At 49.8% G+C, this 22,699-nt stretch carries 19 protein-coding genes; 2 read left to right on the top strand and 17 right to left on the bottom strand.

Annotation, left to right across the window (positions count from 1 at the left end; genetic code table 11):
* Nucleotides 1-708 precede the first annotated feature (708 nt).
* The 3 genes from G3255_RS08370 to mce form a co-directional block, all read right to left on the bottom strand.
* Nucleotides 709-1,827, bottom strand: a complete 1,119-nt coding sequence (locus G3255_RS08370; RefSeq protein WP_211654052.1) for a M20/M25/M40 family metallo-hydrolase — start codon at nucleotides 1,825-1,827, stop codon at nucleotides 709-711.
* A gap of 122 nt (nucleotides 1,828-1,949) precedes the next feature.
* Complete coding sequence (locus G3255_RS08365; RefSeq protein WP_211654051.1) at nucleotides 1,950-3,491, bottom strand: acyl-CoA carboxylase subunit beta; 1,542 nt, start codon at nucleotides 3,489-3,491, stop codon at nucleotides 1,950-1,952.
* A 15-nt stretch (nucleotides 3,492-3,506) separates the two neighbouring features.
* On the bottom strand, nucleotides 3,507-3,905 hold the full coding sequence (gene mce / locus G3255_RS08360; RefSeq protein WP_068462108.1) for a methylmalonyl-CoA epimerase: 399 nt from the start codon (nucleotides 3,903-3,905) through the stop codon (nucleotides 3,507-3,509).
* A 165-nt stretch (nucleotides 3,906-4,070) separates the two neighbouring features.
* Between mce and prli42 the strand changes: the two genes are divergently transcribed.
* The gene (gene prli42, locus G3255_RS08355; RefSeq protein ID WP_156889046.1) at nucleotides 4,071-4,166 is read left to right on the top strand and encodes a stressosome-associated protein Prli42; all 96 of its coding nucleotides are present in this window, start codon (nucleotides 4,071-4,073) and stop codon (nucleotides 4,164-4,166) included.
* 115 nt (nucleotides 4,167-4,281) lie between these two features.
* Here the strand turns inward: prli42 and G3255_RS08350 are convergent, their stop codons facing one another.
* From G3255_RS08350 to G3255_RS08290, 13 genes are all read right to left on the bottom strand, one after another.
* Nucleotides 4,282-5,274 (bottom strand): aromatic acid exporter family protein, encoded by a 993-nt coding sequence (locus G3255_RS08350; RefSeq protein ID WP_211654050.1) that lies wholly within the window; start codon nucleotides 5,272-5,274, stop codon nucleotides 4,282-4,284.
* A gap of 53 nt (nucleotides 5,275-5,327) precedes the next feature.
* On the bottom strand, nucleotides 5,328-5,768 hold the full coding sequence (locus G3255_RS08345; protein ID WP_211654049.1) for a BrxA/BrxB family bacilliredoxin: 441 nt from the start codon (nucleotides 5,766-5,768) through the stop codon (nucleotides 5,328-5,330).
* A gap of 65 nt (nucleotides 5,769-5,833) precedes the next feature.
* Nucleotides 5,834-6,901: a methylmalonyl Co-A mutase-associated GTPase MeaB gene (meaB, locus tag G3255_RS08340; protein ID WP_211654048.1), complete on the bottom strand. Its 1,068-nt coding sequence runs from the start codon at nucleotides 6,899-6,901 to the stop codon at nucleotides 5,834-5,836.
* Nucleotides 6,901-9,048, bottom strand: coding sequence for a methylmalonyl-CoA mutase (gene scpA, locus G3255_RS08335; RefSeq protein ID WP_211654047.1), 2,148 nt, complete (start codon nucleotides 9,046-9,048; stop codon nucleotides 6,901-6,903). The genes meaB and scpA overlap by 1 nt, the downstream gene beginning before the upstream one ends.
* Nucleotides 9,049-10,743 carry a methylmalonyl-CoA mutase family protein gene (locus tag G3255_RS08330; protein ID WP_211654046.1) on the bottom strand — a complete coding sequence of 565 codons (1,695 nt, stop codon included), beginning with the start codon at nucleotides 10,741-10,743 and terminating at the stop codon, nucleotides 9,049-9,051. It lies immediately after the preceding gene.
* A 98-nt stretch (nucleotides 10,744-10,841) separates the two neighbouring features.
* Nucleotides 10,842-12,188: a dihydrolipoamide acetyltransferase family protein gene (locus G3255_RS08325; protein WP_211654045.1), complete on the bottom strand. Its 1,347-nt coding sequence runs from the start codon at nucleotides 12,186-12,188 to the stop codon at nucleotides 10,842-10,844.
* Between the two features lie 482 nt (nucleotides 12,189-12,670).
* Nucleotides 12,671-13,654, bottom strand: a complete 984-nt coding sequence (locus tag G3255_RS08320) for an alpha-ketoacid dehydrogenase subunit beta (RefSeq protein ID WP_058380859.1) — start codon at nucleotides 13,652-13,654, stop codon at nucleotides 12,671-12,673.
* Nucleotides 13,654-14,658: a thiamine pyrophosphate-dependent dehydrogenase E1 component subunit alpha gene (locus G3255_RS08315; protein WP_211654044.1), complete on the bottom strand. Its 1,005-nt coding sequence runs from the start codon at nucleotides 14,656-14,658 to the stop codon at nucleotides 13,654-13,656. The genes G3255_RS08320 and G3255_RS08315 overlap by 1 nt, the downstream gene beginning before the upstream one ends.
* 13 nt (nucleotides 14,659-14,671) lie before the next feature.
* Entirely contained in the window at nucleotides 14,672-16,099 is a 1,428-nt protein-coding gene (lpdA, locus tag G3255_RS08310; protein ID WP_211654043.1) for a dihydrolipoyl dehydrogenase, read from the bottom strand.
* A 23-nt stretch (nucleotides 16,100-16,122) separates the two neighbouring features.
* Nucleotides 16,123-17,208 (bottom strand): butyrate kinase, encoded by a 1,086-nt coding sequence (gene buk / locus G3255_RS08305; RefSeq protein WP_211654042.1) that lies wholly within the window; start codon nucleotides 17,206-17,208, stop codon nucleotides 16,123-16,125.
* 28 nt (nucleotides 17,209-17,236) lie between these two features.
* The gene (locus G3255_RS08300; protein ID WP_211654041.1) at nucleotides 17,237-18,337 is read right to left on the bottom strand and encodes a Leu/Phe/Val dehydrogenase; all 1,101 of its coding nucleotides are present in this window, start codon (nucleotides 18,335-18,337) and stop codon (nucleotides 17,237-17,239) included.
* 92 nt (nucleotides 18,338-18,429) lie between these two features.
* Nucleotides 18,430-19,362 (bottom strand): phosphate butyryltransferase, encoded by a 933-nt coding sequence (yqiS, locus tag G3255_RS08295; protein WP_349291462.1) that lies wholly within the window; start codon nucleotides 19,360-19,362, stop codon nucleotides 18,430-18,432.
* A gap of 107 nt (nucleotides 19,363-19,469) precedes the next feature.
* Nucleotides 19,470-21,512 carry a sigma-54 interaction domain-containing protein gene (locus G3255_RS08290; protein ID WP_211654039.1) on the bottom strand — a complete coding sequence of 681 codons (2,043 nt, stop codon included), beginning with the start codon at nucleotides 21,510-21,512 and terminating at the stop codon, nucleotides 19,470-19,472.
* A 128-nt stretch (nucleotides 21,513-21,640) separates the two neighbouring features.
* Here G3255_RS08290 and G3255_RS08285 point away from each other — a divergent pair, with 128 nt between their 5' ends.
* Nucleotides 21,641-21,877, top strand: coding sequence for a DUF2627 domain-containing protein (locus tag G3255_RS08285; protein WP_101190263.1), 237 nt, complete (start codon nucleotides 21,641-21,643; stop codon nucleotides 21,875-21,877).
* 68 nt (nucleotides 21,878-21,945) lie between these two features.
* Here G3255_RS08285 and G3255_RS08280 read toward each other — a convergent pair whose 3' ends face one another.
* Complete coding sequence (locus G3255_RS08280) at nucleotides 21,946-22,677, bottom strand: glycerophosphodiester phosphodiesterase (protein WP_211654038.1); 732 nt, start codon at nucleotides 22,675-22,677, stop codon at nucleotides 21,946-21,948.
* Nucleotides 22,678-22,699: the final 22 nt, after the last annotated feature.

The following is a 22,699-nucleotide window of genomic DNA, read 5'->3' as shown; positions in this document are numbered from 1 at the left end:
CTTTGAATAGCCGCCTCCCGCTTTGGGCTGGCCTCTCACAATAAGCCAAGAAGAACACTTGTCTTATTGTTTCGGCTCGCCCTTATGCGCTGTTCGGCTTTTCTATTTCATTGGATATTGCATGCGATGATGTGTCTTTTCGTTTGAATTCATCCACTGGTGGACATCGCTTATTTAGACTTGTGAGCGTGGTGTGTTGTTCACTGTTTGTTTCACCTTTAAGTAGCCGCCTTCCGCTTTGGGCTGGCCTTTGGCAATAAGCCAAGAAGAGCGCTTGTCTTATTGCGTCGGCTCGCCCTTATGCGCGGTTCGGCTTTTAGATTTCACTATATTTTGCATGCGAGGAAGTACCATTGTTAATTGTCTTCATCCGATTTGGAGACGCTTAATTGAACTTGATAGATACAAAGATGCTTAGTATCTATTCAATTTATATATTCAAAGCTGTCCAAAACTGCTCATGCTAATTTCAATGTCAGAAGAATTTCAATTCCACACTACACTTAGAGATGGAGCGGAAAGGGGCGACTCCGGGAGGATCAGCGAGACAATTGAGACCCTGCAGAGCGCGCAGCGATCGAAGCGGCTCAATGCGAGCCCTCCGGAAAGCGTCCCCTTGCAGCGCAATCTCCAGAACATTTCTATACACAAACAACTGCCCCCAAAAACCATATTGAATGGTCTTCGAGGGCAGTTGTTATGGTTTGATTAACGCGTGGCTGCTTCTTTGACGATTTCGACCAATAGCTCGGTCAGTTTCTCAAGCTCTAGGACCGGCATGCGTTCGTTCGTTGTGTGGATTTCTTCATAGCCGACACATAGATTGACCGTCGGGACGCCGTGGCCGTTGATGATATTGGCATCACTTCCGCCTCCGCTTGTAAGCACAGGCGATGGGCGCCCGATGCGATCAGCTGCGGTTTTCGCGATATCTACAACAGGGTCCATTTCATCAAAACGGAAGCCTGGGTACATGAGTTGGACGTCTGTTTCCGCACGACCGCCCATTTCCTTGGCAATATCTTCGAATACGGATTCCATATGCGCCGTTTGGTCTGCCAGTTTGTCTTCGCTGATCGAGCGCGCTTCAGACAAGATATGGACTTCATCGCAAACGATGTTGGTCGCTTTGCCGCCTTCGAAGCGGCCGATGTTGGCGGTCGTTTCTTCATCGATGCGGCCGAGTTTCATGCGCGCGATTGCTTTTGAAGCGATGGTGATGGCGGAGACACCTTTTTCTGGCGCGACGCCGGCATGGGCGGTCTTGCCGTAGATCGTTGTCCATAATTTCGCTTGATTCGGCGCAGATGTGACGATTCCGCCAACTTGGCCGTCGCTATCGACTGCGTAGCCAAATTTCGCTTTCAATAGGGATGCGTCGAATTCTTTCGCCCCGACCAATCCACTTTCTTCGCCAGCTGTGATGAGGAATTGGATATCCCCGTGCTCGACGTTTTCTTCTGACAAATGGCGTGCAAGTTCCAATAACGCTGCGATGCCAGCCTTGTCATCAGCTCCGAGGATAGTCGTGCCGTCTGAATATACATAGCCGTCGCGGACTTCCGGCTTGATGCCTTTGCCTGGCACGACTGTATCCATATGTACGGTGAAATAAATCGGCGGCGCGTCTTTTTTCGCACCTTCAAGTGTCGCCACTAAATTTCCTGCGCCGTGTCCCGTGCGTTGTTTCGAATCGTCTTCGACTACGCTGAAGCCAAGAGCTTCCAGCTTGTTCGTCAATATTTCCGCAATGGCGGCTTCTTCTTTTGTTTCGGAGTCAATTTGTACAAGCTCCAAAAATTCTTCCAATAAGCGATCGGTTTTCATTCCAAAAACTCCTCTTCTATTCCATTTAGTCCAGTTCCTATTATAGCCTTAGCCCCTGTCGACTTCATGCAAAACGCATCAATCTCTTCCCTTTAACAGGAAGAGATTGGTCGTAAAGTCTTTTATAACGGCATATTGCCGTGTTTTTTCTTCGGCCGTTCGTCTTTTTTGTTGCGCATCATCTCGAGCGCTTGGATGAGTTTGATGCGGGTTTCACGTGGGTCGATGACGTCATCAACCATGCCGCGTGATGCGGCAACATAAGGATTTGCGAATTTCTCGCGGTATTCTTCGATTTTTGCCGCACGCGTCGCTTCCGGATCATCGCTTGCGTCGATTTCACGTGCGAAGATGATATTCGCTGCGCCGTTCGGGCCCATGACCGCGATTTCGGCATTCGGCCAAGAGAACACCAAATCCGCTCCGATCGATTTCGAGTTAAGCGCCACGTAGGCACCGCCGTAAGCTTTGCGCAAAATGACGGTCATTTTCGGAACGGTCGCTTCCGAATATGCATAGAGGATTTTTGCCCCGTGGCGGATGATGCCGCCGTGCTCTTGTTTGATGCCCGGGAAGAACCCAGTGACATCTTCGAACGTAATGAGCGGGATATTGAAGCTATCGCAGAAGCGGATGAACCGCGCTGCTTTATCGGAAGAATCGATATCGAGTCCGCCTGCCATCACTTTCGGCTGGTTGCACACGAGCCCGACCGTTTCGCCTTTGATACGGGCAAGGCCGATGACGATATTGCGGGCGAATTCCGGTTGTACTTCCATGAAGCTGTCCTTGTCGACAACTTGTTCAACGACTTTCCGGACGTCATATGGGCGAATGGCTTCGTAAGGGACGATATCAGCCAGATCCGGGCGGTAATCGTCTTCATTGTCGACTTCAAGACGCGGCGGCATCTCCTGATTGTTCTGCGGCAAATAGCTGACCAATTGGCGCACCATTTCGAGAACTTCTTGTTCTGAACCTGAACGGAAATGGGCGTTTCCGCTGATGGCGGTATGTACACGCGATCCCCCGAGATCCTCAGAGGAGATTTTTTCTCCGGTGACCGTTTCGATGACTTTCGGTCCCGTGATGAACATCTGGCTCGTTTTGTCGACCATGAAGACAAAATCTGTGATCGCCGGAGAATAGACCGCACCGCCTGCAGATGGCCCCATAATCACGGAGATTTGCGGGATGACCCCCGAATAAATCGAATTGCGGTAGAAAATATGTCCGTAGCCATCAAGCGATAACACGCCTTCCTGGATGCGGGCGCCGCCGGAATCGTTCAAGCCGATAAACGGAGCACCATTTTTCGCCGCCATGTCCATGACGTTGGCGATTTTTTTCGCGTGCATTTCACCCAATGCGCCGCCAAAAACGGTGAAATCCTGTGAAAACAAGTAAATTGGGCGGCCGTTTACTTTCCCATATCCAGTAACGACGCCTTCACCTGGCCCTTTAGCCATGCCAAAATCAGTCGTCCGGTGTTCAACGAATGGGCTTAGCTCGACAAAGCTGTCTTCATCGAGCAACAAGTCGATACGTTCGCGTGCGGTCAGTTTGCCTTTTGCGTGCTGCTTATCGATCCGGGCTTCTCCGCCCCCCAGTTCGATTTCTCTTTTTCTGTCATACAACTCATTGATGCGTTCATAAATGTCCATTTCCCCACTCCTCTGTCACTTCTTTTCGCAAAGTTCGTACAAGACGCCGTTTGATGATTTCGGGTGCAAAAAAGCGACCATTGCCCCGCCCGCACCCGGTTTCGGTTCATCACTCAATAATTTGACACCGTTTTCACGAAGTTCCGCCATGCGTTCTTCAATGCCGTCGACACCGAATGCGATATGATGGATGCCTTCGCCTTTTTTCTCGATGAATTTATGGATCGGGCTGTCTTCGCTCATCGGCTCGAGTAATTCCAGCTTGATGTTGCCGGCATCGATGAACGCCACTTTCACTTTCTGCCCCTCGACTTCCTCGATTTTCATCAACGGGCACCCGAGTGTCTCTGTGTAATAAGGCAAGACCTGCTCTAAATCTTTAACCGCGATTCCGATATGATCGACTTTCTTCATCCTTATTCACTTCCTTTTTTGGCTTCCTCTTTATTGTACCCATTCAAAGGCAAAAACTCTAGTTGTTATCGAATATTAAGAAAACGGCAAAGCTGGCAGTTTAAAATCTTGCCCGGATGTGGTATGATTCTTTCAAAGTACAGGAATAAAGGAGCTATGCTATCCATGAGAAACCAAGCTTTCCGTAAAGTCATTGTCTACGCAATGGTCGGATTGATGTTGCTGTCGAGCCTGATGATGGGCTTAAGCTTCGTCATTTAATATGAATTTGCTAAAGGTCATTTAACAACGCATGCAGTATGCGGTTGGATGCCCTTTTTACGTTTCACAGAAAAATAAACAGCCCAGAGAGCATGACTCTCTGGGCTGTTTAAGTTTAAGCCGGGCTGGGGTTGAGCCCTTTTTTATTATGGAAGCCTTTATAACTTTGCTTGATCTCCAAATATGTTTCCATCTCTTGAATGATGGCATTCAGATCGGCCATTGCGAGGAATTTTTCGTGCGTGTCCGGCAGCGGCATCTCAGCAAAGTTTGCTTTCAGCTGGTCCAATTTATGGATATACTGATCAGCTGTATTGCCGGAATGTACATGTTCCGATAAGTCTTCTAAAAAGTCAGCAACGAGCTGGGTCTGCCCGACAATCACTGGGAGTGCCGTGATTTTTGGCAAGATCCGTTCGATGATTTGAAGTTGCTGCTCGCGCATGTCGAAATAATGGTAATACTTGTTTTCATGGCGCAACAAGTGATTTTCAACATCCTGGTAAGCGAGCGCTTTGGCTTTATCGATCAGCTTTTCCGATTCCATCAGTTCCTTGCCGGTCCATCCCGATTCCCCGTGTCGCAGGAAAATGGTCGTTTCCCGGAAAATCGTCGAATACAGCCGCTCAACTTCTTCCCTGTAGCGGTCGAGTTTCTTCTCGATGCTTGGCATGTACATATTAACGATCAACGCCGTGCCGAAACCGATCACCATCAACAGGACTTCATTGAGGAATAACCCCATTGTCAAATTCTTTGCGTCATATAGGTGCATTAAAATAACTGCGCTGGATACAAAGCCATCCGAAAAGCCCAGGCTCACAAGCACCGGAATGAACAGCAAGATGAGAATACCGAGCGTGACAGGATGATACATGCCCAGTTCGAAAAAGACTAAGGCAAATCCGACGGCGATCATGCTGGCGACAAAGCGGGAGAACGCGGCACGAACCGACTTCTTTTTCGTTGGCTGGATGCACAGAATCGTCAAGATGCCGGCCGACACATAATATTCGAGTCCGATTAACTGGGCCAAATAAATGGCGATGGCGGCCCCGAGCGCTGTTTTCATCGTCCGATAGCCGATGCGATAAGGTTTCAGTTTCATAGGCGTCTCCCCTCAAAATACAAAAATGCCCCCGCTGCCGGGGGCATTTTTTCTTACATTTCTTCGCAATGCTCTTCGAAAATTGACTGGATATGCGTAATGACCGACATCGGATCGTGCCCTTCGATTTCGTGGCGGCCGATTTCATCCACTAATTTTCCGTCTTTCAGGAAAGCGAACGATGGTGAAGATGGCAAATGATCATCGCCGAACAAATCACGTGCTTGCGCGGTCGCTTCTTTGTCTTGGCCGGCAAATACCGTATACAAGTGATCCGGGCGTTTGTCGTAATGGACCGAGTGAAGAGCAGCTGGGCGTGCGATGCCGCCTGCACATCCGCATACTGAGTTGATCATGACAAGGCTTGTGCCGGGTTTGGCGAATGCCTCTTGCACGTCTTCAGCCGTTTCGAGCTGTGTATAGCCACCGTCTGCTAGTTCTTGGCGGGCTTGTGTAACAATATCATTCATCAGGAAATTAAAATCCATGCTCATCTGTACCACTCCTTCATTATTGCTGTTCTTATCATATCAGGACGGCGGCACAGTTGCAAAAAAGCTTACTTGAACAGTTCCGTGACCGCCTGTGAGACCGTCAATCGGTCGTTAAGAATGCGTTGTTCCATGTCTTTTACCTGCTGTTTGCGCTCAGGGTCTCCGTAGAAACGGCCAAGCAATTCATCGGTGATCATTGAATGGAACCAATCACGTGTCTGTTCCTGGCGTCTAGTGTTCCAGTAGCCGCTTTCTTGAACTGCTTGCTCAAATTCCTTCACCATATCCCAGATTTCCTGCATGCCGGTTCCTTCAATGGATGAGACAGCCAACGGGCGTGTCGTCCATCCCTCTGTTGCAGGCTGCAAAAAATGCAGCATCTGCTTGTATTCACGCACCGTTTTCTTGGCGAGCGGCAAATTATCCCGGTCCGCTTTATGGACGATCATTGCATCCGCCAATTCCAAAATGCCTTTTTTCATGCCCTGCAATTCATCTCCAGCACCCGTCAGCACAAGCAACAGGAACATATCGACCATTCCGCGCACGAGCGTCTCGCTCTGCCCGACACCAACCGTTTCGACCAAAATGACATCGTAGCCTGCCGCTTCGCACAAGAGCATCGTTTCGCGTGTCTTTTTATGGACACCGCCCAGCGTTCCTGCAGTTGGTGACGGCCGGATGAACGCTTTAGGGTTTCGCGCCAGTTCTTCCATGCGCGTTTTGTCGCCGAGTATACTGCCGCCGGTTCGCGAGGAACTCGGGTCGATCGCAAGCACCGCAACCCGGTGGCCAAGCTCTGTCAGCATCGTCCCAAAGGTTTCGATGAACGTGCTTTTGCCGGCTCCTGGAACTCCGGTGATGCCGATGCGGATGCTATTGCCTGTTTTCGGCAACAGCGCATTCAATAATTCCTGGCCGCGCTTTTTATGCTCGGGATTGGTGCTTTCAAGCAAGGTGATCGCCTTCCCTAAGTGAAGACGCGATCCGCTTTCGACGCCGCGTACGAGTTCGCCCAAATCAAACTGGCTTGTACTCGGCTTCTTGAATTTCTTCCTTGGCAATGCTTTCATGCCATCATGCTTATCCGAAACACCCGACATGACTTGTCTGGACTGCTTCTCGCGATCCATCAGTCTGCCTCTTCCTCGTACCCGAGGCGCGCATAGATTTCTTCGATGACTTTTTGGGCCGCAACCGGGATGACCGTCCCCGGCCCAAAGATCGCACTCGCGCCGTTATTGCGCAGGAATTCATAATCCTGTGCCGGAATGACGCCGCCAACGACGATCAAAATGTCTTCACGCCCCACTTTTTTCAACTCTGCCGCGAGATCCGGCACAAGTGTCATATGGCCAGCCGCAAGCGAACTGACACCGATGACGTGGACATCGTTTTCCGCTGCCTGCTGTGCTGTTTCTGCAGGTGTTTGGAACAATGGTCCAATATCCACATCAAAGCCCAGGTCGGCGAACGCGGTCGAAATGACTTTCGCGCCGCGATCGTGCCCGTCCTGGCCCATCTTGGCAATCAGGATCCGCGGGCGGCGGCCTTCATTGTCAATGAATTCTTCCGTCATTTGTTTGACGATCTGCATTTCTTCCTGGTTGGAGAAGTTTGAACTGTATACACCGCTCACGGAACGGATCACCGCCTTATGCCTGCCGGAAGCTTTTTCGATCGCATCCGAAATTTCGCCGAGTGATGCCCGGTGGCGCGCTGCTTCAATCGCGCAGGCGAGAATATTGTCTTCGCCAGTTTCAGCCGCTTTTGTCAGCTCCAGCAGCGCTTTCTCTACTTTTTTCTGGTCGCGCGTATCGCGCATTCGATCAAGTCGCTCGATCTGCTTTTTACGAACCATTGTATTGTCGATATTCAAAATATCAATTGGATCTTCCTCATCGAGACGGTAGCGGTTGACGCCGATGATCGTTTCCTCATTCGAATCGATTTGCGCTTGCTTTTTCGCAGCTGCTTCCTCGATGCGCATTTTCGGAAGGCCCGTTTCAATCGCTTTCGCCATGCCGCCTAGTTCCTCGACTTCCTCGATCAATGTCCAGGCTTTTTCCATCAATTCTTCGGTCAATTTTTCGACGTAATACGAACCCCCCCACGGATCGATCGTATTGTTCATCAAGGTTTCTTCCTGAAGGAATAATTGCGTATTACGCGCAATGCGTGCGGAGAAATCGGTCGGCAAGGCAATCGCCTCATCGAGTGCATTTGTGTGCAAGGATTGCGTATGGCCCATCGCCGCCGCATTCGCTTCCAGCAGCGTGCGCGTTACGTTATTGAACGGGTCCTGCTCGGTCAAGCTCCACCCCGAAGTTTGGGAATGTGTGCGGAGCGCCAAGGATTTGGCATTTTGCGGATCGAAGCTCTTCATCATCTTCGCCCAGATTTCACGTCCAGCCCGCATTTTTGCGACTTCCATGAAATAGTTCATGCCGATGCCCCAAAAGAATGACAGGCGCGGCGCGAACTGGTCGATGCCGATTCCTGCATCCAACCCGGTGCGTACGTATTCCAAGCCGTCTGCTAAAGTATAGGCAAGTTCGATATCTGCTGTAGCTCCCGCTTCTTGGATATGGTAGCCCGAAATGGAAATTGAGTTGAATTTCGGCATATGGTCAGATGTGTATTTAAAGATATCCGCAATGATCTGCATCGACATCGCCGGAGGGTAGATATACGTATTGCGCACCATGTATTCTTTCAAAATATCATTTTGGATCGTGCCCGCCAATTGCTCGGGAGATACGCCCTGCTCTTCTGCAGCGACAATGAAAAATGCCATGATCGGCACGACTGCACCATTCATCGTCATCGAGACCGACATTTGGTCAAGTGGGATGCCGTCGAACAAAATTTTCATGTCTTCGACGCTGTCAATGGCTACACCTGCTTTGCCCACATCGCCGACAACGCGCGGATGGTCTGAATCATAGCCGCGGTGCGTCGCGAGATCGAATGCCACTGACAAGCCTTTTTGCCCCATCGCCAAATTGCGGCGGTAGAAGGCGTTGCTTTCTTCAGCTGTCGAGAAACCGGCATACTGGCGCACAGTCCACGGCCGCGACACGTACATCGTCGGGTATGGCCCCCGGACATTCGGCGCGAATCCCGGATAGCTCGTTTGTTCTTTCTTCAAGTCTTTCGAAGAATAAAACGGTTTCACGGCAATGCCTTCATTGGTCATAAAAGCGCTCTCATCCCGGTCGCCCAATTTAGCCGTATCGAGTTTAGTGACGTCAATTTTCGTAAAATCAGGTGTCGTCATTTACAGCGCCTCCTTTCCAAGTGACAAAACTTCTTCCAATTTGTCAATTAACGGTTTGCCGGCATAAAGAGAGTCACGAATGCCGTTTGCTTCCCAAGTTTTTAACGTTTCCGCATCGATTTTACCGGCAACGTCGATCGCTGCTTTTGCATTGAGTTGCGGAATGATCTTTTCGAAGATGTCACGGCTCCCGCACAGAACGGCATAGTCGAGCTCTTCAGAACGGATGTATCGGTTTAGTTCATCAGCGGATGAAAGATACGGGCTGATTTCGGGTTCGATTCCCGCCGCGGATAGGAAACCTTGTACAAAATCTGCCTGCGGTTTCACGGCTTTTAATGGCTCCAACAAGATAACGGCCGATTTGATGCTCGTTTCACGGCTTTTCGCACGTAATTTTTCGAATGGCGTCGCCAAGCGTTTGGCTGTCATATACTCCAAATGGGCTGTATCGATTTTTGCGTCTTTCACCGGTTCTTGTGGATTGGCGTAAATATTCGTGCCGATCAAGGAAGCTTTGCGGTTGGCCACTTGCTGTTCGCGATCGAGCCATTTGGCTTGAATGTCGTCTGTCAGCCAGCCAGTCCGCTTCACTGTAGAATAGCCTCCTGCTTCCTGGATTTCCAAGAAGTAGCTCCAGGCTGCATCGACGTATTCACGCGTCAGGCTTTCGATGTAATAAGATCCAGCTGCAGCATCGGTGACATGCGACACATGGGATTCTTCTTTAATGACCAATTGCACATTGCGTGCGATGCGCCGGCTTGAGCCAGTCGGAACTGTCAGGAAATCATGTGGGTGCACGGTATGGCCATCCGTTCCCGCAAGGACGGCGGAAAAAGTCGCATTGCCTGCCCGCAGCAAATTGACATAAGGGTCCAATTTGGAATACGAACGCACCGAAGTTTCCGTGAACACCGGAATGCGCGGCGCTTGTTTGCCGTAGGCGGAGCAGAATGCTTGCCATAATACACGGAACGCCCGTATTTTGGAAATTTCCTGAAAGAAATGGGTGTCGACTGCAAAACGCACCCAAAAGCTCTTCGCCGCTGTTTCGAAATTCTGCTGGTCCAGCGCTTCAGCCATCATGCTAAGCGCTACACCAAGTTCATGGATAATCGTCCCTCCGGCATTGTGCGTCGGCAGTGTATCGATCAACCCAGTACGGACATTTTCAGGTACCTGAATTGGCTCTTCCGTGAAAATGACGCCTTGCACACTTGCCCGCTGTTCGGCAGTTAGATGTTCGAACACGCGCAAAATCGGATCTGCGTCTTCTGTCACTTTGAAATATATTGGATAGCGGACGATCAAGTCTGCAAGCTGTTCTAGCTGCGTTTCAGTCCAGTTGTAAGGCTGAGCACCGGAATAGACGACCGCTTCATTGCCGCGGGACAAATCGTCTTTTGTCACGGCCAAAAATTCCTCAGCATCATGCGCCGTAATTTCCTGCGCCACAATCCAGGAAGGGCTGTACTTTCCACCCTGGACAGCAGCTACTTGGGCATCCACGTCGGATACGGATCGCTCCAGCATGTCTTTTGTATAGAGGGGTTCGAGGGTGATATCTTCAACGGTGTCCGTTTTCATCACCTTTTCAAAATCTTTCCCTTTCAATGCAGCTTCCGCCGCTTGTTTCCATTCTTCGTATGTACGCTCAGGAAACTGAATGTTTTTCATCGATTCAATCGTCAAACTATTCCCTCCTCAAAGCTTTCTGTCTTCATTTTACCTGACACAGCAAGTTACTGAAAGAAAAAAAAGCTTGAAGTCCGAAGACTCCAAACTTTTCATCAATACACAGATGTATTGTCTTTGTTCATTTTTTCGAGAATTTCTTTGACGCGAGCCAAAAATTGTCCACACACGAGGCCGTCGAGCACACGGTGATCGAGCGACAGGCATAAGTTCACCATATCGCGTGCAGCGATCATGCCGCCATCCATGATGACTGGACGCTTAACGATCGACTCCACTTGGATAATCGCAGCTTGCGGGTGGTTGATGATGCCCATTGACTGGATAGAACCGAATGAACCGGTGTTGTTGACGGTGAACGTGCCGCCTTGCATATCAGCCGACTTCAACTTGCCTGTGCGCGCTTTTTGCGCCAGTTCGTTGATTTCGCGGCCAATGCCTTTCGCGGATTTTTCATCAGCGTTCTTGATAACTGGAACGAACAAGGCATTATCCGAAGCGACAGCGATCGAGATGTTGATGTCTTTCTTCTGGATGATCTTGTCTCCTGCCCACATCGAGTTCATCATTGGGAATTCTTTCAATGCTTGGGAGATCGCTTTGACGAAGAAAGCGAAATACGTGATATTGAATCCTTCTTTTTTCTTGAAATCGCCTTTGATGGAATCACGGAATTGCGCAAGGTCTGTCACGTCAACTTCGATCATCATCCACGCATGCGGTGCTTCGTGCTTGCTCTTGAGCATATTCGCTGCAATCGCTTTACGCACGCCGGTGACTGGGATTTCGATATCGCCAGGAGCCGATTCAATCGATTCTTCCTTGGCAGCTGGGGCTTTTGGTGCTTGTTGCGGCGCAGCTGGTTGAGCAGGCTCTTTTGACTCAGTTGCTTGAGCCGCTTGTGTAGTTTCGCCGCCAGCTTGCGGGATGTTGCCGCTGTCGATCAATTGCATCAAATCCTTGCGCGTGATGCGGCCTTCGTTTCCGGATCCTTCAACTTGGTTCAAGTCGATATCGTGATCTTGTGCGAGTCGAAGAACAGCCGGTGAATAACGTGCTTTGCCGCCTTGTGGCTTCGCTGGTTTTGAAGAGCCTTTTTCACCTTCGAGCTTTTTGGTCGGTGCGGCTCCTGCAGCCGGCATTTCATTGGCTTTTTCTCCTTCAGCGGGTTTTGCTTCTTCAACTGGTTCAGAATCTCCACCTTCAGTTTCGATGGTGCAGACCACTTCGCCGACTTCCAATGTATCGCCTTCAGATGCAATCAATTCCTTGATCGTCCCTGTAAAGGATGAAGGAACTTCTGCTGTTACTTTATCGGTATTGACTTCCGCCAACGGGTCATACTTGTTTACATGGTCGCCTGGCTGGACGAGCCATTTTTCGATTGTGCCTTCTGTCACACTTTCGCCAAGTTGGGGCATCGTGATTTTTTCAATAGCCAAAGGGATTCCTCCTTTTCAATCTGTGATGCATATTCATTTATAAGGGTTATGCGTTAACGGCCAGCTCCTCAGGCCTATGCCTGTCGAAGCTTACCGGCCATTTCCGCTTTTCTTCTGTCTAACTCCGTTGCCCAGTCCCTCGAGGTCGCTTCGGCCCCACCTGCACTGGCAAAGAGCGCCAGTGCTGGCGTGACCTCCAGCGCTTGTCGGGACTAGATGGGCAACTGCGCTTTTCTTCTGTCTAGCTGCAATGGCCAGCTTCTCGGGTCATAAGCCATTCTGGCTATGCAGCAAAAAGCGCTGCTTCGCCAGCCTGTCTTATGCCTGTCGAACCTTACCGGCCATTTCCGCTTTTCTTCTGTCCAGCTCCGTTGCCCAGCCCCTCGAGGTCGCTTCGGTCCCGCCTGCACTGGCAAAAAGCGCCAGTGCTGACATGACCTCCAGCGCTTGTCGGGGCTAGATGGGCAACTCCGCTTTTCTTCTTAAAACTCAGCTAGTTCTCTCATGGCTTTTTCTACTTTGTCCGGGTTGATCATGAAGAATTTCTCCATGGTCGGTGCGTACGGCATCGCCGGGATGTCCGGTCCAGCGAGACGCTTGATCGGCGCGTCAAGGTCGAATAGGCAGTTTTCAGCGATGATTGCTGCTACTTCTCCGATGATGCTTCCTTCTTTATTGTCTTCTGTGACAAGCAGGACTTTTCCGGTCTTTTTCGCTGCTTCGATGATGCCTTCTTTATCCAATGGATAGATGGTGCGCAGATCCAGAATGTGAACTGAGTAGCCATCTTCAGCCAGGCGCTCTGCAGCTTGCAACGCGAAGTGGACAGCTAATCCGTACGTGATAACGGTGATGTCTTCGCCTTCGCGTTTAACATCGGCTTTACCGATTTCGATTGTGTAATCATCTTCCGGCACTTCGCCTTTGATCAAGCGGTAAGCGCGCTTGTGCTCGAAGAACATGACCGGATCTTCGTCGCGGATCGCGGCTTTTAATAGCCCTTTCGCGTCATATGGTGTGGATGGGATGACAATTTTCAATCCAGGCTGGTTGGCAAATACCGCTTCGACCGATTGCGAATGGTACAAAGCGCCGTGGACGCCGCCGCCAAATGGGGCACGGAAGACGATTGGGCAAGACCAGTCATTGTTTGAACGGTAGCGAATGCGTGAAGCTTCTGAAATGATTTGGTTGACTGCCGGCATGATGAAATCCGCGAACTGGAATTCAGCGATTGGGCGCAGGCCATACATCGCGGCTCCGATTCCAACACCTGCAATAGCCGATTCAGCGAGTGGCGTGTCAACTACGCGGTCTTCGCCGAATTCGTCGTAAAGCCCTTGCGTCGCTTTGAAAACGCCGCCTTTTTTCCCGACATCTTCCCCGAGCACGAAAACGTTTTCGTCACGTGCCATTTCTTCTTTCATGGCAAGCGTGATGGCATCGATATAACTCATAACTGCCATTATTCGTTTCCTCCTTCTTCAGCATAGACGTGTTCCATTGCACTTTCTGCTTTTGCATATGGCGCGTTTTCTGCATAGTCTGTCGCTTCGTTGACCAACGCCATGATGCGGTCGTTGATTTCTTTTTCAAGATCGTCGTTCATGATGCCGTTTTCTTTCAAATAAGCACCGAACAACAGGATCGGGTCTTTTTCTTTTTGTGCAGCGAGTTCGTCCGCTGAACGGTATTGGCGATGGTCATCATCAGATGAGTGGGCCGTCATGCGTTCTGAAACCGTCTCGATCAAGCTCGGGCCCTCGCCGTTGCGTGCGCGGTCTGCTGCTTCTTTTACGTGCTTGTACACTTCGATCGGGTCGTTTCCATCGATTGTGACACCTGGCATGCCATAGCTTGCCGCACGATCCGAAACGTTTTTGCTTGCCACTTGGCGTTCAAAGGGCACAGAAATCGCATAGCGGTTGTTTTCGACCATCGTGATGACCGGCAATTTATGGACGCCGGCAAAGTTCAAGCCTTCGTGGAAATCGCCTTGGTTGGAAGAACCTTCCCCGAGTGTATTAAATGTAATGAAATCCTGTTTCTTCATTTTTCCAGCCAGCGCAACGCCCACTGCATGCGGCAGCTGCGTCGTTACAGGCGAAGAACCTGTCAGGATGCGGTTTTTCTTCTGGCCGAAATGCCCAGGCATTTGGCGGCCGCCGGAGTTTGGATCTTCTGCTTTGGCAAATGCCGACAGCATCAGGTCTTTCGGCGTCATGCCGAAGTGGATGACCACACCAAGGTCGCGGTAATAAGGCGCGACGTAATCTTTCGTGTTGTCGAGCGCATAAGCAGCTCCTACTTGTGCTGCTTCCTGTCCTTGGCAAGAAATAACGAAAGGAATTTTCCCTGCACGGTTCAGGAGCCACATGCGTTCATCGACGCGGCGTGCCGTCAACATCGTTTCATATATTTTCAAGACATCTTCGTTCGTCAAACCTACTTCTTCGTGTTTCGTAGCCATTGAATTTCCTCCTTTAACTATGAATCGCTTTGCCGTCTACGGCTAAAGCTGCTTCGCCCATGACCTCTGAAAGCGTCGGGTGCGGGTGGATGGTATCTGCAATTTCCCATGGCGTTGCGTCGAGTACCATGGCAAGCCCGGCTTCTGAGATCATGTCCGTCACGTGTGGGCCGATCATATGGACGCCGAGGATATCGTTCGTTTCTTTATCTGCAATGATTTTCACGAAGCCATCCGATTCTCCGTAGACCAGCGCTTTGCCGATCGCCTTGAATGAGAATTTTCCGGTTTTCAATTCATAGCCTTGCTCTTTCGCTTGGTCTTCCGTAATGCCAACGCTTGCCGCTTCGGGATTCGAATAGACAGCGCGAGATACTAGATCGTAATTGATAGCATGCGGCGCGTTGCCTTTAATATGCTCAACAGCTGTAATGCCTTCGTGAGAAGCTACGTGAGCCAGCTGCATGCCGCCGATGACGTCGCCGATTGCGTAAATATGGGATTCTTTTGTTTGGAACGTGTTCTTCACGTGGATAAAGCCTTTTTCGATGAGGATATCCGTGTTTTCAATTCCGATATTTTCCACATTCGCTTGGCGTCCGACCGATACCAGCATTTTTTCAGCAGTGAAAGTTTCGTTGCTGCCATTGATTTCGGCTTGGATTGAAACTTGGCCATCGCCTTTTTCAACGGTTTCTGGCAAAACTTTCGCGCTTATTGCGAATTTGACGCCTTTTTTCTTCAATAGTTTCTGCATTTCTTTGGAGATGTCTTTGTCTTCTGACGGTATGATGCGGTCTGCGTATTCAAGCACCGTCACATCGACGCCGAAATCATTAAGCATTGATGCCCATTCAATTCCGATAACGCCTCCACCAACAATTAAAATGGATTTTGGCAATTCGGTCATCGCGAGCGCTTCTTCAGAACTCATGACTACTTCCCCATCGATATCAAGGCCCGGCAACGTGCGTGGACGGGAACCGGTAGCGATAATAACGTTGTTCGGAATGAGCATCTCGTTTTCTTCGCCGTTGTTCATTTCGACGGAAATCGTTCCTGGGTTTGGCGAGAAAATCGATGGCCCAAGAATACGGCCAATACCTTCGTAAACATCGATTTTGCCTTTTTTCATCAAGCCTTGTACGCCGGCATGGAGCTGGTCGACGATTCCTTGTTTGCGCTGTTGAACGCGTGAGAAATCGAGTGAAACTTCACCCGTGTTAACGCCAAAGTCGGCTGCGTGGTTTTTGGTTGTTGCATACACTTCCGCACTGCGGAGCAATGCTTTACTTGGGATGCAGCCTTGGTGCAAGCATGTGCCGCCCAGTTTTCCTTTTTCGACAATCGCAGTTTTGAGGCCGAGCTGGGCTGAGCGGATTGCCGCTACATAACCGCCCGTACCGCCGCCTAGGATGACGACATCGTAATTTTGAGCCATGGGGTATTCCTCCTTTGGAATGATTAACCGTTTGGATAGATTCGAGCTTGTTCTTCGCCGTCGAGGACTCGGCTGGCGCCTTCTGCGAGTGCTTGCAGTTCGTTTTCGCCGGGATGGACGACGACATCGGCGATCCAAGAAATCCGGTCTGAGATCGATTTAACGAAGTCTTTTCCATAAGCGAGGCCACCCGTTAAGATGATGGCATCGACTTGCCCTTTTAACACGGCGCTTGCAGAACCGATTTCCCGCGCGACTTGATAAGCCATCGCATCGTAAATCAACGCTGCTTCTTTATCACCTTTTTGAATGCGTTTTTCGACCGTCACGGCGTCATTCGTGCCAAGATAGCCAACTAATCCACCTTGCCCGACTAGTTTTTTCATGATTTCGTGGCGGTAATATTGGCCCGAAAAACACAATTCGACCAAATCGCCTGCCGGCACGGTCCCTGCCCGCTCTGGGCTGAAAGGGCCGTCGCCATGCAAGCCGTTATTGACATCAACGACTTTGCCATCTTCATGCACGCCGACCGTGATGCCCCCGCCCATATGCGTGACGATGAGGCGCAGGTCTTTATATGCGCGCCCTGATTCCTTCGCATAGCGCCTTGCGACTGCCTTTTGGTTCAGGGCATGAAAGATCGATTTTCGCTCGATCAATGAAAAGCCGGAAATGCGCGCTACAGGTGACAATTCATCGACGACGACTGGATCGACGATAAATGCCGGGATATTAAGCCCTTCGGCAATTTCATGGGCGATAATGCCGCCGAGATTGGAAGCGTGCTGGCCGGAATAGCCTTCGCGCAAGTCTTCGAGCATCACTTCGTTGACGGCGTAGGTTCCGCCTTCAATCGGCCGCAGCAATCCCCCTCTTCCGCATACCGCAGAAAGTTTCGAGACGTTCATGCCTTCCTCATCAAGCGCTTCTAATATATTTTGTTTTCGAAATTGAAACTGGTCAATAATGGCAGGGAAATCCGCCAGCTCTTCTGTCGAGTGGCGGATAGTCTTTTCAAGGATCTGGACATCGTTGTCAAAAACGCCGATCTTTGTCGAAGTTGAGCCGGGGTTAATGACCAGAATTCGATTCAGCTGTTTTTGCACATCGATTCCTCCGTTTCTTTCTTCAATCTTAGCGTCTGCTTAAAATGTCATGGCCGTGGCCGTTGCGCAAGAATTGGCTTCTTGAGTTGCGTACGCGCTCAATGCGCTCTTCCGCCATGCGGTCAGCTGCAATATAACTTGGAATTCCGTCGCGTTTGGCAATTTCAAAAATGCGTGTAATGCTGTCGTAGATCGTTTCGACGCGTTTCATCGCACGTTCGTTATTGTAGCCATAAAGCTCATCCGCTACGTTGATGACACCGCCTGAGTTGATAACGAAGTCCGGTGCGTAAACGATGCCGCGTGCTTCGAGCTCATCGCCGTGGCGCTGTTCTTTCAATTGGTTATTCGCAGATCCTGCGACCACTTTCACTTTCAATTGTGGAATTGTCTCATCGTTGATGATGGCACCCATTGCACACGGCGCGAAAATATCCGCCTCTACCGAATAGATTTCGTTTGGCTCGACAGCAGTAGCGCCGAATGCTTCAACAGCACGTTGAACCGCTTCTTTGTTGATGTCAGTGACAATCAATTTCGCGCCTTCTTTGTGCAAGTATTCGCATAGCGGGTAAGCGACGTTTCCGACGCCTTGTACTGCTACTGTTTTGCCTTCTAGTGAATCATCGCCGTAAGCTTCCATAGCTGCCGCTTTCATGCCGATGTAAGCGCCATAAGCAGTAACAGGTGACGGGTTGCCTGATGAACCGAATGCCGGTGAGATACCTGTAACGAAATCAGTTTCTTCGTGGATTATGTCCATGTCAGCGACAGTTGTACCCACATCTTCAGCTGTGATGTAACGCCCGTTCAACCCTTGGATGAAACGGCCAAAAGCGCGGAACATTTCTTCATTTTTATCTTTCAATGGATCGCCGATGATAACGGTTTTTCCGCCGCCGAGGTTAAGACCGGCTGCTGCATTTTTGTAAGTCATGCCGCGCCCTAGGCGAATCGCGTCTTCAATCGCTTCTTCTTCAGTTTCGTAGTTCCACATGCGCGTGCCGCCAAGTGCTGGCCCGAGCGTCGTGTCGTGGATGCAGATGATGGCTTTTAGACCAGAATTTTTATCTTGGCAAAATACCAATTGCTCGTAATCGTGTTCTTCCATCTTTTTGAAAATTTCCATCGTAAATTCCTCCTAGTAGTTTATGCTATTTTATTGCTTGTAAGGTTATTGGCCGCCGTTCTTCAAGGGTTCCCTTGAATTGAAGCTGCTCTTTATAAAGTCGCTGAGCGCAAGGCTAAAGCGAGAGAAAATAATTTGCTTTCTGAACTGTCAGCGCGCGATGTTAAGACAATCGGTGCTTTAGCTCCCGCAATGATGCCTCCAACTTTTGCTTTGGAAAAATAGACAAGCGATTTATAGAGGATGTTGCCGGCTTCGATATTCGGCACTAGCAAAATGTCTGCATGCCCTGCCGTATCCCCTTCGATGCGCTTATGCTTTGCCGCTTCAACGGAAATTGCATTATCCAAGGCAAGCGGCCCATCAACGATGCAATCCGTAATTTGCCCGCGCTTGTTCATGGCGGTCAATGCTGCAGCATCCAAAGTCGCCTCCATCGCAGGATTAACGACTTCCACAGCCGCAAGGGCCGCGACGATCGGCAATTCGACACCAGTTGCCCGCGCCACTTGTACGGCATTGCGGATGATTTGAGCTTTTTCCTGAAGCGACGGTTCAAGGTTCATACCGGCATCGGTGACGAAAATGAGCCGGTCATAGCCTTCGACTTCAAAAGCCGCTACATGGGACAGCACCGAGCCTGTGCGAAGGCCGTAATCAGCATTGAGTGCCGCTTTCATCAAGGTTGCGGTCGGGATATGTCCCTTCATCAAGACGCTGGCGTCATTCATGAAAACCGCCCGCACCGCTTCTTTTGCCGCCAATTGAGGCCCCTTAGCATGATGGATCATCAGTTTCGGATGGCCTTTCAAATGCGGGAAATCAGCAGCGATTAATTGCTTTAGTGTTGATTCATCATCATATAGATGAAAGCTTGCGAGATTCTGGTCGAGCGCTAATGAAATGGCTTCCAATACTGCGTGGTCAGCAGCTGCTGCCACAGCCACGGCGTGCTCTTCCTGCAAGTCGATTTCATCGACGATGGTCTGTAAAGTGGTCATATCTATCACCTCATTCTTTTTAATTAAAACAGATGAAAGCCTGAGATATAAGGGATGTAAGCGTTTTATTTGCAAAATACAGTAGTTCTCTTTGCAAATTATTGCAAAACCTTGCAAGGAGTTGCAAAACCCTATAGTAGTCCGAATTTTTCCAATTTATAGTATAAAGTGCGCAAGGAAATTTGAAGCTGTTTAGCAGTTTTTGACTTGTTCCCTTTCGCTTCTTCCAACGCTCTGTGGAGGATTCCACGCTCAACTGTTTCCAGTTGCTCCTGCAGAGGAGCTGATGCTGGAATGACCACTTCGTTCTTTGCTTCTTTCGCTTTCAGCATATCCAAAGGGATGTGCTCTTCTGTCATCGTTTTGTCGTTCATCTGCATGAAAATCATCGAGCGGCTCAAGATATTTTCCAGTTCCCGCACATTGCCTGGCCAATCGTACATTTTCAGAAACTGCAAAGCTTTCTCCGACACACTTTCTACATTCCGCCCGTATTCCTGATTAAGCTTTAACAACAGACGGTCGACGATGCGCGGAATGTCCTGCTTCCTGCTGCGCAGCGGGGGGATCAAGATCGGCATGCGGTTCAGCCGATAATACAAATCTTCACGGAAGGTCCCGTCTAGCAGCGCTTTTTCCATATTGGCATTGGTCGATGCGATAACACGCACATTGACCGGAATCGGTTTGGTCCCGCCAATCCGCATCGTTTCGTGTTCTTGCAAAACGCGCAGCAATTTACTTTGGATCTGCGGTGACAATTCCCCGATTTCATCGAGGAAGATGCTGCCATTATTCGCTTCTTCCAACAAACCGCGCTTCGCCCCGGTTCGGCTTTCAAGCGTCGCGCCTTCCTCGTACCCGAACAATTCGGCATCGAGCTGTTCGCTCGACACTGCCGCACAATTGACGCGAACAAATTTGTTGAATTGGCGCTCGCTGTCGCTGTGGATTGCGTGGGCGAACAATTCCTTGCCCGTTCCTGATTCTCCGCGCAGCAGCACCGTCACAAGCGTCTGGGCTGCGAGTTTCGCTTGCTGCAGCGACAATTGCATCTCAGAAGATAAACCGATGATGTCGTCGAATGTATATTTTGACTCAAGCGTCCGGATGATGCTCCTCGCCCGGTCCAGCTCTTTCATGAGCGACCGGATCTCCGTCGTGTCGTGAATGACTCCGACGCTTCCTTTTAACTGGTTATCGACGATTATCGGCGCTACGTTGACAATGACTTCCCGTTTTGCAGGGCCGACTTTTAAATTGACGCCACGCACTGGCTTGCGGGTTTGCAAAGCTTTGAAGTGCATGCTTTCACCTTCCGAGATATCCGCAGATGCCGGCCGGTCGATCACTTGCTCCATCTCAAGCCCCGTGATTCTTGTATAGGCCGGATTGACAAGCAAGCCGTTGCCTTTTTCATCCACTACCGAAATCGCATCATCGCTGGATTGAATGATCGCTTGCAGCATCGTCTGGATTTCTTTCAAGTCGGTAATTTCCTCTGCGAGCGAAACGACTTCCGTAATGTCCTTGAACACTGCGAACGCACCAATTAATTCGCCGTTTTCATCAATCATGGGGAAACGGCTTGTGACGATTTTCGATCCGTCTTTCAGTTCAAGCTCCCGGTTCAATTCCGTCCTGCCCGTTTCGATAATCCTCGGCAATTCGCTCATCGAAATCAGTTCGTGGATATGGCGGCCGATGGCTTCATCCTGCTTGACCGAAAGCATCCGTGCGGCACTGCGGTTGATGAAATGGATATGGTTGTCGAGATCGATGCCGACCATGCCTTCATCAATTGAGTTGAAAATGATCGACCCTTTGTGGCTCTCGTTGCTCAATCGATTGATGTAATGTTCTTTCTCATCCATCAGGCGGACAAAGATATTGGCGACACTGCCAGGAATGATAACGGTCCGCGGCGGATAATAGCGCCGCAGCCGTTGCGTCAATTCATCGTCACCGGTTACGTTGAAGACGATGTCGACCATTTTCGGCAATTCCTTGAAATCTGCGACTGTGGCAATGCGAAATTTTTCTGCTTCTTTTAATGCCGGCGCATCTGCTTGGATATCTGCGACTCCTTCGACATGAAACCATCCGGACTCGACAAGCAATTTTAAGATCGCAGACCCGCCGATTCCACCGCCGATAATGATCACTTTTTGCAATTATCTTCAAACCTTTCTATTGTGATTCATGCAATAGACTGCACACATATTTCTAGACTACCGCAGGGGACAATTCTTGACAACTTTGAGCAGATTGGAAACAATGGAACATGAAGGATGTGGAATAGATGGGACGATTGATTGCATTTATCATTTTGCTCATTCCTGGTGTGATGGCCGCTTACGGCATTAAATTAATGCGGGATACCCTTTTCAATAAATTGCTCGAACCGTATCCGGCCTTGTGGATGCAATTTACGCTTGGAACGCTCTTTACAGTAATCGGCATCGGCTTTTTTGCTGGATTCCTGTTAAACCGCGACCGTAAAAAAGGCAATGTATCTGAACGGTTCCAGAAGCGATAAATGACTGCAAGTATTTGAACAAACTAAAAAGAATGCCAGGAACCTTGGTTCCTGGCATTCTTTTGCTATTACAGATGCAATTCCGTTGTTTCCTGTTCCCATAGAGCTTTCACGCGCGCAGGATAATCCGTGATGATCCCTTTGACAGAAGGATGAAGATTTCGCAAGATGCGCTCGTTCCCCGCTATGCCATAAAGCCGCACCGGTTTATCCAATTTAGCTATCGGTTCGAGCCATCTCGGCTTATGGAATCTTTTGTGGAAGTGAAAGCTATCGAACCACTGGCAATTCTCCAGTTCGTTCCACTGTATGGCGCGTTTCAGGATCCACGCTATTTCCATATGCGGCATTAAGCTTTTCATCTTTTTAAGAAGCTCCGCATCAAAAGAGGAGAGATGGACATCTTTTGCACCTTCCAATAAAGCGCAGACGATTTCAGGACCCTCCGGATGCCTGGCAACGGAAGACTTCAATTCAATATTTAAGGGAATGCTTTTCTTTTTTGCCCAGTCAATTACTTCGTAAGCCAGCGGAATCGAGTGGCGACCGAAACGCTTGAACTTTTTGCGAATTGACAGCGACTTCAGCGATTCATAAGGCATTTTGTAAACATCTGCTTGTAGCCCCGCCAATCGCTTTAATTGATCGTCATGGTAAATGATCGCAATTCCATCCCGGGTCATCTGGATATCCAGCTCGATGCCAACTTGCAATTGATGCGCCAATTCAAATGCCTGCCATGTGTTTTCAAGCGCATGGCCTGAGACGCCGCGATGCGCATAGATTTCGATTTCAGACATAGTTTCCTCCCCTTTTAGATAG

The organism is Planococcus sp. MSAK28401 (assembly GCF_018283455.1).
GTDB lineage: Bacteria > Bacillota > Bacilli > Bacillales_A > Planococcaceae > Planococcus > Planococcus alpniumensis.
This window is presented reverse-complemented; position numbering and strand designations above follow the sequence as displayed.

Excerpts from the sequence above, each read along its gene's own strand:
- G3255_RS08370 (WP_211654052.1), bottom strand. The coding sequence starts at position 1,827 with ATGAAAACCGATCGCTTATTGGAAGAATTTTTGGAGCTTGTACAAATT.
- G3255_RS08365 (WP_211654051.1), bottom strand. The coding sequence starts at position 3,491 with ATGGACATTTATGAACGCATCAATGAGTTGTATGACAGAAAAAGAGAA.
- mce (WP_068462108.1), bottom strand. The coding sequence starts at position 3,905 with ATGAAGAAAGTCGATCATATCGGAATCGCGGTTAAAGATTTAGAGCAG.
- prli42 (WP_156889046.1), top strand. The coding sequence starts at position 4,071 with ATGAGAAACCAAGCTTTCCGTAAAGTCATTGTCTACGCAATGGTCGGA.
- G3255_RS08350 (WP_211654050.1), bottom strand. The coding sequence starts at position 5,274 with ATGAAACTGAAACCTTATCGCATCGGCTATCGGACGATGAAAACAGCG.
- G3255_RS08345 (WP_211654049.1), bottom strand. The coding sequence starts at position 5,768 with ATGAGCATGGATTTTAATTTCCTGATGAATGATATTGTTACACAAGCC.
- meaB (WP_211654048.1), bottom strand. The coding sequence starts at position 6,901 with ATGGATCGCGAGAAGCAGTCCAGACAAGTCATGTCGGGTGTTTCGGAT.
- scpA (WP_211654047.1), bottom strand. The coding sequence starts at position 9,048 with ATGACGACACCTGATTTTACGAAAATTGACGTCACTAAACTCGATACG.
- G3255_RS08320 (WP_058380859.1), bottom strand. The coding sequence starts at position 13,654 with ATGGCAGTTATGAGTTATATCGATGCCATCACGCTTGCCATGAAAGAA.
- G3255_RS08315 (WP_211654044.1), bottom strand. The coding sequence starts at position 14,658 with ATGGCTACGAAACACGAAGAAGTAGGTTTGACGAACGAAGATGTCTTG.
- lpdA (WP_211654043.1), bottom strand. The coding sequence starts at position 16,099 with ATGGCTCAAAATTACGATGTCGTCATCCTAGGCGGCGGTACGGGCGGT.
- G3255_RS08300 (WP_211654041.1), bottom strand. The coding sequence starts at position 18,337 with ATGGAAATTTTCAAAAAGATGGAAGAACACGATTACGAGCAATTGGTA.
- G3255_RS08285 (WP_101190263.1), top strand. The coding sequence starts at position 21,641 with ATGGGACGATTGATTGCATTTATCATTTTGCTCATTCCTGGTGTGATG.
- G3255_RS08280 (WP_211654038.1), bottom strand. The coding sequence starts at position 22,677 with ATGTCTGAAATCGAAATCTATGCGCATCGCGGCGTCTCAGGCCATGCG.